Below are 14,073 nucleotides of genomic sequence, written 5' to 3'. Positions count from 1 at the left end.
ATTCCTGATTAATTGGATTGGCGTGCGCGCGGCGCTGTGGATTCAGGCCGGGGGATTGCGATCGAAGCAAACGGCGCCCTCGGAAACCTGCCCCCAGGATTTCGCCGAACAACGCCACATATGCACTTGCGGCTGCACCCACGAAGGGTCATCGAGCGTACCGGCCTTGATCGCGACGACATCCGGATTGGCGTCCAGTTCGGTGTACACCGGCGAGCCGCAGTTCCGGCAGAAGTGGCGTTTGACGCCTGCGCCGCTTTCGCCTACGTCATTGAACGTGGCGAGGGTCGATGCCGCAATCTCGAAGCCCGCGGAAGGCACGACCACGTTGGTCGAGAACGCACTGCCGGACTGCTTCTGGCAATGGATGCAATGGCATACCGCGCTCATCAGAGGCGCTTGCGCCGTTTCATAGCGAACGCTGCCGCACAGGCAGCCACCCTTGATCTCATTCATGTTTTTTCCTGATGGAAGCTGATGGCCATCGGCCGTCAGCCCGTTGTGAAAGCCGCCTCGTCGCACGAGAACGTGCAGGCAAACTAATTAAGCCGAACGCGTCAGCACGTTCGCATACTGCTGGCGCAAATCCATTTTCTGTACCTTGCCCGTCGCGCCGATCGGCAGTGCGTCGAGGAAAATCACTTCGTCGGGTAGCCACCACTTCGCGACCTTGTCCTCGAGGTAAGCGAGAATCTCCGCCTTGTCCACGGTCTGCCCGGGCTTCGTCACGACGAACATCACCGGCCGCTCATCCCACTTCGGATGTTTGACGCCGATCACCGCCGCCATCGACACCGCCGCATGTCCGATGGCCGCGTTCTCCAGGTCGATCGAACTGATCCACTCGCCGCCGGATTTGATGACGTCTTTCACACGATCGGTGATCTGCATGTAACCGTCGGCATCGATGGTGGCGATATCTCCGGTCGGAAACCAGCCGTCACGCAACACCGACTGCTCGCCCTTGAAATACGCCGCGGCAATCCACGGTCCGCGAACCATCAGCTCGCCGGCGCTCTTGCCGTCGCGCGCTTGCTCGTTGCCGCTTGCATCGACGATCCGCATTTCGACGCCGAACACCGCACGCCCCTGCTTCGCGCGCTGCGCGCATTGCTGCTCGATCGTCAGGTTCGCGTGCTTGGGCAGCAGGCTTCCCTGCGTGCCGAGCGGGCTCGTTTCCGTCATCCCCCACGCGTGCCGCACCTCGACGCCGAACTTTTGTGTCCACGTGCGAATCAGTGCTTCGGGCATCGCCGAGCCGCCGACCACGGTGCGCTTCATCGTCGAAAGCGAGAGATCGTGCTGCTCCATGTGTTGCGTGAGGCCGAGCCAGATGGTCGGCACGCCGGCGCTGCATGTCACCCCTTCGCCCTCGATCAGCTCGTACAGGCTCGCGCCATCGAGCTTCGGTCCGGGCAGCACCAGCTTGCAGCCGTTCATCGCGGCCGCGTAGGGAATGCCCCATGCGTTGACGTGAAACATCGGCACGACCGGCAGGAGACAGTCGTGCGCGGAGAGCGAAAGCGTGTCGGGCAGGCTGACCGCGAACGTGTGGAGTATCGTCGAGCGATGTGAGTAGAGCACGCCCTTCGGATTGCCCGTCGTGCCCGACGTATAGCAAAGCGAGCTCGCCATGCGCTCGTCGAGTTCGGGCCAGACGAAGTCATCTTCACATGCCGCCAGCAGGTCCTCGTAGCAAACGAGATTCGGGAAACGATCGTCGTTCGGCATCTCCTGCGGGCCACCCAACAAGACGTAGTGGCGGATCGTCGGGCAATGCGCCGCAATCGCCTCCACCAGCGGCAGGAAAGCGCTGTCGAAGAGCAGCACTTCATCTTCCGCGTGGTTGACGATATAGACGAGCTGCTCCGGATGCAGGCGCGGATTGCAGGTGTGCAGCACCGCACCGCTGCCCGACACGCCGAAGTACGCTTCCAGGTGCCGATGGTCGTTCCATGCCAGCGATGCGACACGGCTTCCATTCTTCACCCCGAGCTGCGCGAGCGCGCGAGCCAGTTGTCGCGCTCGCTTCGCGGCATCGGCAAACGTGTACCGGTGTAACGCGCCGCTCGCTTCACGCGATACGATTTCGCTATTCCCGAACTGACGCTCGGCGTGCTCGAGCAGGGACGAGACCAGCAACGGTCGGTCCATTATTGATCCAAACATGAGATCGTCCTTTCACTGAACGGGTAACTGCACGGCCTTGAATTCGAGGTATTCCTCGAGGCCGTACTTGCCGAACTCGCGGCCGTTGCCCGACTGCTTGTAGCCGCCGAACGGCGCAAGCAGATTGAACGGCGCCCCGTTGATATCCACCTGACCTGTGCGCAGACGGCGCGCGACGCGCTTCGCACGCCCGACATCGGCCGACCAGACCGCGCCGCTCAAGCCGTAGATCGAGTCGTTGGCGATGCGCACGGCATCGTCCTCATCTTCATAAGCAAGGATGCTCAGCACCGGACCGAAGATTTCTTCCCGGGCAATCGTCATCTTCGATGTGACGTTCGCGAACACCGTCGGCTTGACGAAGAAGCCTCGTTCCAGCCCTGCGGGCGCGTCCGGACCGCCGCTCACGAGTTCGGCGCCCTCTTCCATGCCCTTGCGGATATAGTCCCGCACGCGTTGCCGCTGCACAGCAGAGATGACCGGGCCGATCTGGGTCTGTTCGTTCAGGGGACTGCCTACTTTCATGCCGCCGACCAATCGAGCGGCGATCTGCTTGACCTCTTCCATGCGCGCTTTCGGCACCAGCATGCGCGTATGGGCAAAGCAGGTCTGACCGTTGTTGAGAAAGCACGCGTTGATCGCGCCGGGGACTGCGGCGGCGAAATCGGCATCGTCGAGGATGATCGCGGCGGACTTGCCTCCCAGTTCGAGCGCAACGCGCTTGACGGTCTGCGCACCGAGTTCGGTGACCCGACGGCCCGCGCCTGTCGAGCCCGTGAACGACACCATGTCGACCTCGGGGTGCGACACCAGCGCCTCACCCACTACCGGACCGAAACCCGGCACCATGTTGAATACGCCCGCCGGCAAGCCTGCCTCGTGGATCACGTCGGCGAGAAGATAGGCCGTGAGCGGCGCGACTTCCGACGGCTTGAGCACGACGGTGCAGCCCGCGGCCAGCGCCGGCGCGACCTTGGCCGCGATCAGGGTGAGCGGGTAATTCCACGGCGTGATGCAGGCCACGACACCGACCGGTTCGCGCAGCACTTCGGAATTGCCCACGGTTTCGGCAAACTCGAAGCCGCCGAGCAACTGCGCCGCCACGGCGAAATGCCCGATCGCTGCGCCGGTCTGCGCAAACTGCGACCAGCCGATCGGCGTGCCGACTTCATCGCTGACGAGTTGCGCCACTTCCGCGGCGCGAGCTTCGAGTCCCTGTGCAATCTTGGCGATCCATTCGGCACGCTGCCCCGGCGTGGTTTGCGACCAACGTTCGAACGCAGCGCGGGCGGCGCGCACGGCGTGGTCGGCATCGGTTGCGTCGCCGAGGCGCACGCGTCCGATGACGTCTTCCGTGGACGCGTTGGTCACATCGGCATATTCGCTACCGTGCGGGTCGATCCATTTGCCGTTGATATAAACCCGATCGAAAATTTTCACGGTTCCTACTCCTCAATTAACCTGGTTATCGAGATATCGAATCTTTAGAGCGCACGAGGCCTTGCCCGGCTTTCGCCGTGCATGCTTCGTGACGCAGACAGTTTTGTTTGGTTCGCTACCGACCGCGTAGCGTCAGCGGACCGGCGCGCTGGCCTTCGACGCCGCTTGCCCGATTGCGGCAACGGGCACGGGATGCCAGTCGGCCGCGTTCTTCAGCGTGTTGCGATACGACGCGAAGCCGAATCGGAAGATGAGTGCGGCGATCATGCCGCATGAGAAGCAGAGGATTCCGATCGAACGCCCGACCGCGCTCGGATCGCGGAACACGTGGTCGGTCAGAATGCCTATCGCGACCGGACCGCAACCCGCGCCCATCAGGTTCACGATGCCCGTATAGAACGCCGCGAACTGGCCGCGCATGGGGCTCGGGGCAATTTCCTGAACCGCCAGCGGCCCGGCGGCAAACATGAGAAACGTGAAGCACGTCGTCAAAGTCATGAAGACGAGCGCCAGATTTGCGTTTGGCATGCTTATCATCCCGACAGTCGACACAGCAATGCCGACACCGCCCGCCACGGCAACGCGAAGGTAGCCGTGAGGCACGCCGCGACGCGTCCAGAAGCCGCCGAGCCAGCCACCGAACATCGCGCTGAGCGGACCGATCACAGCCAGCAGCACGCCCAGCACCGCGCCGATCTGCGGGTACTTCCAGCCGAATTCACGCACGAAGTACGTCGGCGCCCAGGCGGCCCAGCCGTACACGCAGGCATTGAAAAACCCTGCGCCGATCATGAGCGCGATCATCGTCCTGCGGTTCTCGGCGATGTAGCGCCTGACCAGAGCCACTTCCACGCCTTTCGGTTGCGCGTTCGTGTCGTCGGAAGAGTGGATTCCGGCAGCGCGGCGCGCATTTCTGGGTTCCGGCACAGCCAGCATCATCAATGCGACGATCAGACCCGGCAGACCCAGAACCATGAACGTAGCCTGCCACGGATGGAGCGCGCCCAGCCACGGCAGCACAGGAGGCGAAACGTTGAACACGCCCAGAATCAATCCTCCCGCGATCAGCCCGGCGCCGGAGCCGAACGATCCGCTCGCGCCGAACAGGCTCATGGGACGACCACGCCGGCCGGCCGGGAACAGATCGGCGATGAGGGACACGGCGCCCGGAATCAGGACCGCTTCGCCGACCGCCACACCCACGCGGGCGAGCAGCAGATGCCAGTACTCGGTCGCGAGGCCGCCGGCGGCGGTCGCGAGACTCCACAGGGCGATGCCGATCGCAATGATCAAACGCCGGTCGCCGCGATCGATGATGCGGGCAATCGGCAATCCCATCAGCGCATAAAAGACCGCGAAGGTGAAGCCGTGCAGCGTTCCTATCAGCGTGTCGTTGACGTGCAGTGTCTGCTGAATCGGGCCTACCAGCAGCGTGAGGATCTGCCGATCCATGATGGAAAAAATGTAGGCAACCAGCAAGACGCTGACCGCATACCAGGAACGGCCCGCACTCGTACTTGAAACTTCCCGCCGACCAGCATACTTGTCCTGGCGCGGTTCAATTGTCTCTGCTCTCATGTCTGTCTCCCCTTCATCGGATCGCCTGATTTTTTTTATTGGCGATCGATCGGGCATTAATTAGGTATAAGTCTGGCGATTGTCACGCAGCGTAGCTGAACGCGACTTTCGATGGCTCTGGATATCTTTCTGGCGCTTCAGCGCGTCATGCCGCGTTGGGCGATGCGGTGTCGTTCCAAAGATTGTTGCCCCGCCAGAAATGATTCTTCTGCCAATGGTCGGGAAGCGTTGCAGCCGTCGAGCGGATGACGCGCTTCAGCAACAGCGTCATGACTTGCGCCTCGCGGTAGTCGAGATCGCTTTCCGCATCGCTCTGCGCCGCCTTGGCGATGGCCAGCAACTCGAATACGTAAAGGCGGCCAGCCTCGGTGAAGCACACCACGCGCTCGCCGTGATCGCTCACTTCCAGCGCGAGGAGACCGCCCTCCACTAGCTTGTGGATATCGCCTTCCGACACTCGCGAGCCGGAAATCGACACGAGTTGATCGAGCTCCGCGATCGTTCTTCTATCGCCCATGCTCAGCACGGTCAGGATGTCGTAGTCGATGTCGCGCAGGCCATTGCTGCGCAGGTTCTGCCTGACCGGCATCAATAACTGATAATAGGCGCGAGCCAGCAAAAAGCCGAGCCAGCCGTTACCGAAGCTCGAATTCGCATCGGCGGCGTCCTCCGCCTTCTTCATCACCAAACCGTAGTTTCCTCCGTGAAAAACCAGCGGCGGCTGCTCGAAGCTGTCGAAGTTCATGACTTCTCCGACGAAGATGACGTGGTCGCCTCCTTCGTACTGGTGAACCACGCGGCATTCGAACCGTGCCGAGCAGCCTTCGAGCAACGGGACGCCGCCATCGCCGCGCGCGAGCTTGCAGCCCGCGAACTTGTCGGTTCCGCTCTTCGCAAACTGATTCGACAGGCGTTCCTGATCGGCCGCGAGGATATGCACCGCGAAATGCCCGGTGGCCGCAAAGACCGGCAGGCTGGAAGATTTCTTTCCCAGACTCCAGAGCACCATGGGCGGGTCCATCGAAACGGAGTTGAAGCTGTTCGCCGTCAGTCCGTAGTCTTTTCCGTCTTCACCTTTAGTGGTGACGATCGTGACGCCCGTGGTAAATGAGCCGAGGGCCTTGCGAAATTGTTTGGCGTCGATTGCCGTATTCATGTCTGTCTCCGTCTCTATGTCCCGGCCGATTAGTTGTTTTGATCGTGTGGGCCGGGACTGTAATGTCTTGCTTGGATGTGCTCTCGTTACCGCTTCAGCAGCGGCATGACCAAACGTCCGAAGCGCTCGGCTTCTTCGTGATGCGGGTAGCCCGACAGGCAGAATCCACTGCAACCCGCGTCGACGAACTCCAGGAGTTGCGCGGCCACCTGCTGCGGATTGCCAACTACCGCGACGCCCGCACCGGGGCGCACTTCCGTGATGCCGGTCCACAGATGGGGCGTCATCTTGCTGCCGACCGTCTGCGCCAGTTCACGCTGGCGCTGGTTGGCAACCGAATTCATGTTCGCGCTCAGGTTCGTGGCCTGGTCCTTCCAGCCTTGCGCGCCCTCGACCAGTTGATTCGCCGCTTCCCATGCTTCGTCTTCGGTCTCGCGGCAAACGATCTGCAAGCGCATGGCGAAACGCAGTTCGTCTTCGCGGCCGTACTTCGCGGCACGGGCACGCATCTCCTTGACTTGCCCGGCGATGCGCTCCGGATAATCGCCCCAGAAAAGATGCACGGCCGAGTGGCGAGCGGAGATCTCGGCTGCCTGTTCCGAGCCGCCGCCGAGGAAGATCGGCGGATGCGGGTGCTGCACCGCCTTCGGAATGATCAGCGGCTTGTCGACCTTGTAGTACTTGCCGGAGTATTCGACATGCTCCTCCGACAGCAGCTTCTTGATGATGACGACCTCTTCTTCGAGCTGCTCGTAACGCGCCTCTTTCGAACCCAGTTGCCCCTCGGCGATAGCGTCTTTTTCGCTGAGACCGGCAATGAGATTGATGTAGATGCGCCCGTTCGACATCTGATCGAAGGACGAGATCATCTTGGCCTGAGCGACCGGATGGATGAAGCCGGGCTTGACGGCGATGAGGGCCTTGATCTTCGATGTGCGGCTGACGACGAACGACGCCGCCACCCACGCATCCCAGCAGTACGGCGTGACCGGCACCAGCATGTAGTCGAAGCCGGCATTTTCGGCGGCGCGGGTGACGCGCTCGAAGTGCTCCATCGACTGAGGAAAGGCCTTGGACGGATCGCCGAATGCGCTCGTGTCGCCGAGCGTGGGGCAGAACCAGCCCATCGAGAGGGGAACTGCGTGACTCATGTGTGTCTCCTTGTTGTGCGTGCTCAATGCCTACATAACATCAGCGACACATACATAAGTAAAATGAAGTGTTCTAATTTGTCACATGCACACGATTAATACCCGACTGTCCGCATGGAAATGCGCACGATGACCCGCGTGGGAGCAAGGGAAATCACTGATGTCGGGAATGAGTTCGAACGCAGGCGCAAGGCCCGTCGAGCTCGCGTTATCCCTTAGTTCAAGTGGTGAATGAAGCGCGCAAGGGGAACTGTTCGAGCTGTCGTAGTCGAGCACGCTCGCTTCAAGACTCGTCGGGTCATGACGCCTGCGTGAGTGTCGTCGGCCTCAGGCCACGGACACGACGAACCGGATCTGATCCAGGAACCACGCGTGCGCGGGATCCGCGTCGAATCGTCTATGCCACGACATGAACAGCGGAGATGTGTCGAAGGCGATGGGAGGCTCGTGCACACTCAGTTCGAACAATTCCGCGAATGTGCTGGCCATGCGGCTCGGGACATTGCAGATGTATCCCGTTCTGGCTGCGACCATCGGCATTGCCATGAAGTTCTGCACCACCGCACCGATTTGCCGCTGCAAACCGCGTTGCGCGAGCGTCTGATCGACGATCGATCCTTGCCGATCTGGCAAACGGATCACCACGTGGGGTCGCTTCAGATACAAGGCGAGAGGAAACCGGGGCTTGCTCAGGTTTTCGCGCTTCCAGACCAGGGTGAGCAGGTCGATCTGCGCGAGGGTTTCGTCGTGGACGCCCATCTCCTTGATGGGCTGACCACTGATGACCGCATCGAGATCGCCGGACTCCAGGCGCTGGTACGCGAGCCCTTCTTCCGGGACAGGTCCCAGCCGCACGACGATGCCGGGAGCCTGCTGCCGGATATGTTCGACCAACTCGGGAATGAACGAAAACTCCACCAGGTCGCCTGCCGCGATATTGAACTCTCTTCGAGCCAGCGAGGGAACAAATGTCTCCTGATCTCGAAGGGCGCCGTGGATCTTTTCCAGCGCTTCTCTGACGGGGCCTATCAGCGCCTCGCTTCGCGAAGTCGGCACGAGTCCGCCTTTCGCGTTCACGAACAATTCGTCGCCGGTTGCATCGCGCAAGCGACGCAGCGCATGGCTGACCGCAGGCTGTGTCAATGCCAGCCGATCGCTTGCTCGCGTCACGCTTCGGGTATCCCAAAGCATCATGAAGACCGCAAGCAGATTCAGGTCCAACGACTTGGTATTAGCTTGGCGCATAGTGCCATCGATAATACTTCATTTCACTTTTTCACCAAGGGCTGTTCGCAACTCGCAATAAACACCGAGACGAGCTTTCCGTCGATTTTTTCTGTTTCCGCTTCATCGACGCTTTCTTCAATGTCTTAGTAAATGACCAAGGTAGTCTCTCAGATCATGGATGCATCGACCGCGTTGATGGCATGCGTCGAGTGCAACTTTCCCTTTGTCCGTTTCGTCGCGCCTCGGCGTTTTTATGCTCTCCCCCGTCTAGCACCTTTGCGTCGAACACAGTCTGTGATATCGATGAGTCAGGTCTCAGTTCACCACCAGCGTATTCGTTTGTGGCGTGCAGAAAGAATGAAAATAAACGCTCAGAGGTACCGATTAATGACGGTAGTCAACGAGCGATCCTTTAGGGGGTTCGACGCGATGAAGGCCAATCACACGCTCCTTGGCGTTCTTCTGTCATTCATTCCTTCTTTTGGCTTTGCACATGCGTCCAGCGAAACGGTGGACAAGATTGCTGACTGGCTAGCCATCTTCGTTATTTGCTTTGCGCCGGTCGCGTGTATCACGATCCTTTTACTTATTCACGTGCTGCCCGAAAAAATCGCGGAGAGGCGTCATCATCCGCAAAAAGAAGCAATCCAGATGCTGTGCTTTCTCTCACTGGTGTTCGGCGGACTCCTCTGGCCGATTGCATGGCTCTGGACGTATTTCAAACCGCTTGGCTATCGCATGGCTTACGGCACCGATAAGCACGATGACTTCTTCCTCGAAGCCGTCCGTCGGGCAAGGCTCGGCACATTACCCAGCGATGAGCTGGGCTATATCCTCGGCGAACTCGACAGCATCGCTGCCCGACGCATTCTGCCGCCGGAACTGCGGCGCGCGCGCGACGCACTAGAGGCGCTTCAGTCGAATGCTCCACCGCCTGTACAAAACTCCAAGGAAGCAGGAGAAGCCTGATGGAAATCCTTCTTCTCGCCATATACGCGACGATCGCGTGGCTCATCTTCGGCAAGTTCAGGTGGCTGCCCTGGAATATCGTTACCGGCTCGATCACGATCGTCCTGCCGATCATCGCGCTCACCATCCTGATTCTGACGCTCAATGTGGTCGCGCCTGCATCGGAAGACGTGCGCGTCATTCGATACGTAGTGCAGATCGTTCCGCAGGTTCGTGGCCGTGTCGTAGAGGTGCCGATCACGGGCAACACGCGCATCAAAAAGGGCGATGTGCTCTTCAAGATCGATCCGACGCCCTTCAACCTGCAAGTGAAGGCGCTCGAAGCGCAGCTCGTGAACGCACAAGGCTCGGCGAAGAAGCTCAACGAAGACCTGTCAGCCGCCACCGCGAAGAGCGATGCCGTGCGCGCGCAAATCGATCTCGCGAAGCGGCGCGTATCGGAGAACCGTCAGCTTGTCGATCATGGCGCCGGCGATCGTTTCGCGCTCGAACAAGCGGAGACGAACCTGAAGTCGCTGCAAGCCGACCTCGCCGCCGCACGCGCACAGGAAGCGCAGGTGCGCGCGGTGCTGAACGCGACCGTCGACAACGATCAGGCCGAAGTCGCGCAGATTCGCGCGCAACTCGAATCCGCGCGATGGGATCTCTCGCAGACGACGGTCGTCGCACCGGCCAACGGCGTCGCCATCAATCTGCAGTTGCGGCCGGGCTCGATCGTGACGCCGCTTCTTCAGAACCCGGCGTTGAGCTTTGTCGAGGACGATTATCAGGTGATCGCGCTGTTCGAACAGAATGAATTGCGGATGGTTGTCCCCGGCGACGAAGCCGAGATCGCGCTTCAGACGATACCGGGGAAGGTGCTGAAAGCGCACGTGGTATCGGTCGTGTGGGCGCAGGGTCAGGGTCAACTCACACCGAGCGGCACGCTTCCGATCACCGGCACGGAACCGACGCCGGCCGCGCGTTTCGCCGTGCGGCTGCGACTCGACGACAGAGAGCGCGACGTTTTCCTCGCCGCCGGTGCGCGCGGACATGCGGCAATCTACACAGACCATATCGAGGAGATCCAGATTCTGCGCAAGGTGATCATCCGGGTCGGCGCGTATATCAACTACCTCGTGCTGAAGGTGTGACGGTGCGTACGCGCTGCTTTCTCCTGATCGCGTTGCTGCTCGGTGCAGGCGGCTGCGCGCTGAAGAATCCGCCGGACGCCGCGGACATCCGGCGCGATAGCCTGAGCAATGCGCACGTCCCGACTGCGTGGACCGCGCAGGGCGCCACGTCCGGTCTCGTGCGCGCCGACTGGATCGACACCTTCGGCGACCCTGCCTTGAACTCGCTCGTGGACGAGGCGATCGCCTATAACGCGAACCTGCGGATCGCGGCCGCGCGCGTTGCGCAGGCGGCGGCGCTCGTCAAGGTGGCAGGCGGCGAGCTCTATCCGGCCGCAAGCTTTCTCGCGCGGCCGGGCGGCAAGCTCGGCGGTGACGGATCGGGACTGAAGGGCTGGCTCGTATCGGCTTCGTGGGAAATCGATCTATGGGGACGCGTACGCTACGGCGCGCGCGCAGCCGAAGATCAGTATGCGTCCGCACAAGCCGATGCCGATTACGCTCGCCAGTCGATCGCCGCGTTGGTCGTGAAGGCATGGTTCGGCGCAACCGAAGCGCAGATGCAATATGCCATTGCCGATGACATGGTTCGCCACGCCGATGCATTGCGCGACCTCGCAGGACATCGTCTGCGCATCGGCAAAGGCTCGCAGATCGAGGTGACGAGCGCGCAAGCGGCTGCGCAGTCGTATCGCGATACCGCGCGGCAGTTGAAGCTCGCACGCGAGCAGTCGCTGCGCGCGCTGGAGTTGCTGCTCGGACGTTATCCGGCGGCAGAAGTTGCGGTCCCGGCTAACCTGGGTCCGCTGCCGCCGGTGCTGCCAACGGGTGTTCCTGCCGATTTGCTCGAGCGTCGGCCTGACATACTGGCTGCACAACGGCGGATATCGGCCGCATTCGATCTCGCGCGCCAGGCCGATGCCGCGCGACTGCCACGCGTCACCCTGAGCGCGGGTCTTCTCAGTGTGTCGAGCGAGCTGTTTCTGCTTGCCGATCGTGACAACCCGAGCTGGAGCGTCGGCGCAGGCATCCTGTTGCCGCTTTTTCGTGGCGGCGCATTGAAGGCTCAGGCGGACTATCGGACTGCGGAGCAGGATCAGGCGCTCGCGAGCTATGGACAGGTTGCGTTGCAGGCTTTCGGTGAAGTGGAAAATGCGCTTGCCGCCGAGAGCGCGCTGCGCGAGCGGGAGACAATTCTCGCGCGCGCGGTTTCGGACAATGCAAAGCTCTTCGATTTGCAGCAGGTGCGCTACAGGATCGGCTCGGGGGATCTCGTCGCAGTGACTCAGCAGGAAATCGCTTACGCGTCATCGCGTTCCGGACTGGTGCGCGTGCAAAGCGAGGAGCGCATGCAACTCGCGAATCTGTATCTGGCGCTCGGCGGCGGGATTGATATGACAGACGCTTCGGCTTCGGCTTCGGATCGATCGCGCCGAACGGCGACACCTGAATCACGTTCAACAGACGCGACGGCGGCGCGGTAAACAGCACCACCTCCAAGCAGAAATTCCCCTCGCTCGCGGAATCGCACGCGAGCTTCGCATCCTATGCGATGTCACCGGGCGCGGCCTACGGCAGCGCCGCACCCACCACACCGAGCGCCCCCGTCGTGGATATGGCGGACTGCGCTCGGCTCGTCTGCGTCTTCCAAACCAGATCGATGAGTTTCGGCAGCGAGCATCTCATGACGCCGCTGAGTGTGAAACCACGACATGACTCGAGCGTTGAGCAAGAAACATCGTGACGAATGTTTCAGTGTTATCCGATGGGACGCCAATGCTCCCATCAGCAGAATTTTTGCTCGACTGCGATGCGTTTCCGGATTCCAGCGACCACTGCCGATCGTTTGATCGCCGTCGCTGCGCCTCGCGTCTCGAACAATGAGAAGGAGATAACGTGTATCTGACATCCAGCCAACGCAGCGCGCTGATGCAAGCCTTCGCGCGAGAGCAAGACGACCGTCAGCGAATCGCCGCCATCGATGCCGTCGTCGCACAATTGCGGCTCGACAATCCCGCCGCGTTTCATACCGCCGCGTCGCTCGAACAGCGGGTGTTCTTGCACGAACCGGACAGCGATATTCCGTATCTCGCAGCTATCAAACCGAAAGTCTCTGCATCGCGACGCGGGGACGGTTCTGCGATCTAGACCAGCGCGACGGCCGGTCGGTTCGTTGCCTTGCGATCGCAGTTCTGCTCACGCCTATCCCAAATTTATCTGATTTGTCCGATAGAGGGATGTCCGACGCGCTCTTACTATCTCAAAATTCGCACTGGTTGCTGGGAGGTAAGGGTGGCTTCAGTCGTGTCGCGGTCGAAAAGCGATCTGTACGTTGTGATGCGGCGTAGTTCGCTGCGCGCCATTGTCGGCACCGCGTGCTCGGTGGCCGTGCTCGCGCTGGCTGCCGGCCTTTCGTTGGCGCATTACGGCGTTCAGACGTCGCGTATCCATTACGCGTCCGCGAGGGCGTCTCCCGCCTTCCCTTACACGAGCGGCGAGGTCGCGCGTTTGCAGGCCGCGAACGCCTCGCTGGACGCGCGCGTGGAGCGACTCGCCGCGCAGCTCGACACGCTCAGCGCGTTTGACCAACGCCTGCGCGCGCAGTCACTGCGGGCAATGCCGACCAACACGGTGGCATCGGCGCGCACTCGCTACAGCAACGCGGCGGGTGGTCCCGAACTGCCGCCCCGGACTTGTGAAGCAACCGACGCGCATCCAGATCCGCAAATCACCCGTGACAATCTTGACTGCCTGGCAGCGACGCTCGCCGCCGTCGAGCAGGGAGCCGCGCAGCACGAAGCGGCATGGGCGGCTTTCCCGGGGCGCCGTCCGCTCGCGCTCGGGCGGAACGGCTCATCGTTCGGCAACCGCCTCGACCCGTTTACACGCCACCTGAGTTTTCATCCGGGCATGGACCTGGTCGCGCCGACAGGCACCTCGATCCTCGCGGCGGCCAGCGGTCGCGTGATCCACGCCGGACGCATGCCCGGCTATGGCAACACCGTGGAGATCGATCACGGTAACGGCTTCATCACGCGTTACGCTCACGCTTCGAAGATAGGGGTGCGGGTCGGGCAGCGAGTGCAGCCGCGCGAGCTGATCGCCAAGGTCGGCTCGACCGGTCGCTCGACAGGTCCGCATCTGCATTTCGAAGTCCGCGTGGGCGGTCGAGCGGTCAACCCCGCCGACTATCTCGCGCTGTTTGCGGCCGACGGCGATGCGTGAAAACGAAGCTTTGTTGTGAGTTGGCTTTGGGATAGCGAAGTGTCAG

12 protein-coding genes are annotated in these 14,073 nt (G+C 61.5%); 4 read left to right on the top strand and 8 right to left on the bottom strand.

Translation table 11 applies throughout. The features are described 5' to 3' along the window. Nucleotides 1-42: 42 nt before the first annotated feature. The 7 genes from QCE73_RS27215 to QCE73_RS27185 form a co-directional block, all read right to left on the bottom strand. A complete protein-coding gene (locus QCE73_RS27215; RefSeq protein WP_309884394.1) occupies nt 43-456 on the bottom strand; it encodes a GFA family protein in 414 nt (137 codons plus the stop codon). Nucleotides 457-543: 87 nt separating this feature from the next. Further along, on the bottom strand, nt 544-2,169 hold the full coding sequence (locus tag QCE73_RS27210; protein ID WP_309884393.1) for a 3-(methylthio)propionyl-CoA ligase: 1,626 nt from the start codon (nt 2,167-2,169) through the stop codon (nt 544-546). Between the two features lie 12 nt (nt 2,170-2,181). Next, nucleotides 2,182-3,609, bottom strand: coding sequence for an aldehyde dehydrogenase family protein (locus QCE73_RS27205; RefSeq protein ID WP_309884392.1), 1,428 nt, complete (start codon nt 3,607-3,609; stop codon nt 2,182-2,184). Between the two features lie 132 nt (nt 3,610-3,741). Beyond that, the gene (locus QCE73_RS27200; RefSeq protein WP_309884391.1) at nt 3,742-5,244 is read right to left on the bottom strand and encodes an MFS transporter; all 1,503 of its coding nucleotides are present in this window, start codon (nt 5,242-5,244) and stop codon (nt 3,742-3,744) included. An 88-nt stretch (nt 5,245-5,332) separates the two neighbouring features. Further along, the gene (locus QCE73_RS27195) at nt 5,333-6,343 is read right to left on the bottom strand and encodes a flavin reductase (RefSeq protein ID WP_309884390.1); all 1,011 of its coding nucleotides are present in this window, start codon (nt 6,341-6,343) and stop codon (nt 5,333-5,335) included. Between the two features lie 86 nt (nt 6,344-6,429). Further along, nucleotides 6,430-7,494 carry an LLM class flavin-dependent oxidoreductase gene (locus QCE73_RS27190; RefSeq protein WP_309884389.1) on the bottom strand — a complete coding sequence of 355 codons (1,065 nt, stop codon included), beginning with the start codon at nt 7,492-7,494 and terminating at the stop codon, nt 6,430-6,432. A gap of 327 nt (nt 7,495-7,821) precedes the next feature. Continuing rightward, the gene (locus QCE73_RS27185) at nt 7,822-8,739 is read right to left on the bottom strand and encodes a LysR family transcriptional regulator (RefSeq protein ID WP_309884388.1); all 918 of its coding nucleotides are present in this window, start codon (nt 8,737-8,739) and stop codon (nt 7,822-7,824) included. 369 nt (nt 8,740-9,108) lie between these two features. Here QCE73_RS27185 and QCE73_RS27180 point away from each other — a divergent pair, with 369 nt between their 5' ends. Genes QCE73_RS27180 through QCE73_RS27170 form a run of 3 tightly spaced genes read left to right on the top strand, consistent with a single transcriptional unit; the run spans nt 9,109 to nt 12,286 of the window. Further along, nucleotides 9,109-9,690 (top strand): DUF3302 domain-containing protein, encoded by a 582-nt coding sequence (locus QCE73_RS27180; protein ID WP_309884387.1) that lies wholly within the window; start codon nt 9,109-9,111, stop codon nt 9,688-9,690. Next, the gene (locus tag QCE73_RS27175; RefSeq protein ID WP_035502432.1) at nt 9,690-10,823 is read left to right on the top strand and encodes an HlyD family secretion protein; all 1,134 of its coding nucleotides are present in this window, start codon (nt 9,690-9,692) and stop codon (nt 10,821-10,823) included. Before QCE73_RS27180 ends, QCE73_RS27175 begins: the two co-directional genes overlap by 1 nt. Before the next feature lie 2 nt (nt 10,824-10,825). Continuing rightward, nucleotides 10,826-12,286 (top strand): efflux transporter outer membrane subunit, encoded by a 1,461-nt coding sequence (locus QCE73_RS27170; RefSeq protein ID WP_309884385.1) that lies wholly within the window; start codon nt 10,826-10,828, stop codon nt 12,284-12,286. 301 nt (nt 12,287-12,587) lie between these two features. Here the strand turns inward: QCE73_RS27170 and QCE73_RS27165 are convergent, their stop codons facing one another. Continuing rightward, on the bottom strand, nt 12,588-12,866 hold the full coding sequence (locus QCE73_RS27165; RefSeq protein WP_309884384.1) for a hypothetical protein: 279 nt from the start codon (nt 12,864-12,866) through the stop codon (nt 12,588-12,590). 228 nt (nt 12,867-13,094) lie between these two features. Here QCE73_RS27165 and QCE73_RS27160 point away from each other — a divergent pair, with 228 nt between their 5' ends. Further along, nucleotides 13,095-14,027, top strand: coding sequence for a M23 family metallopeptidase (locus tag QCE73_RS27160; protein WP_309884383.1), 933 nt, complete (start codon nt 13,095-13,097; stop codon nt 14,025-14,027). Nucleotides 14,028-14,073: the final 46 nt, after the last annotated feature.

This window comes from Caballeronia sp. LZ029 (genome assembly GCF_031451275.1).
Classification (GTDB): domain Bacteria; phylum Pseudomonadota; class Gammaproteobacteria; order Burkholderiales; family Burkholderiaceae; genus Caballeronia; species Caballeronia jiangsuensis.
The sequence above is the reverse complement of the archived record's forward strand: the minus strand, read 5'-3'. Positions and strand labels throughout refer to the sequence as shown.

Excerpts from the sequence above, each read along its gene's own strand:
- QCE73_RS27210 (WP_309884393.1), bottom strand. The coding sequence starts at position 2,169 with ATGTTTGGATCAATAATGGACCGACCGTTGCTGGTCTCGTCCCTGCTC.
- QCE73_RS27215 (WP_309884394.1), bottom strand. The coding sequence starts at position 456 with ATGAATGAGATCAAGGGTGGCTGCCTGTGCGGCAGCGTTCGCTATGAA.
- QCE73_RS27185 (WP_309884388.1), bottom strand. The coding sequence starts at position 8,739 with ATGCGCCAAGCTAATACCAAGTCGTTGGACCTGAATCTGCTTGCGGTC.
- QCE73_RS27175 (WP_035502432.1), top strand. The coding sequence starts at position 9,690 with ATGGAAATCCTTCTTCTCGCCATATACGCGACGATCGCGTGGCTCATC.
- QCE73_RS27200 (WP_309884391.1), bottom strand. The coding sequence starts at position 5,244 with ATGCCCGATCGATCGCCAATAAAAAAAATCAGGCGATCCGATGAAGGG.
- QCE73_RS27195 (WP_309884390.1), bottom strand. The coding sequence starts at position 6,343 with ATGAATACGGCAATCGACGCCAAACAATTTCGCAAGGCCCTCGGCTCA.
- QCE73_RS27180 (WP_309884387.1), top strand. The coding sequence starts at position 9,109 with ATGACGGTAGTCAACGAGCGATCCTTTAGGGGGTTCGACGCGATGAAG.
- QCE73_RS27190 (WP_309884389.1), bottom strand. The coding sequence starts at position 7,494 with ATGAGTCACGCAGTTCCCCTCTCGATGGGCTGGTTCTGCCCCACGCTC.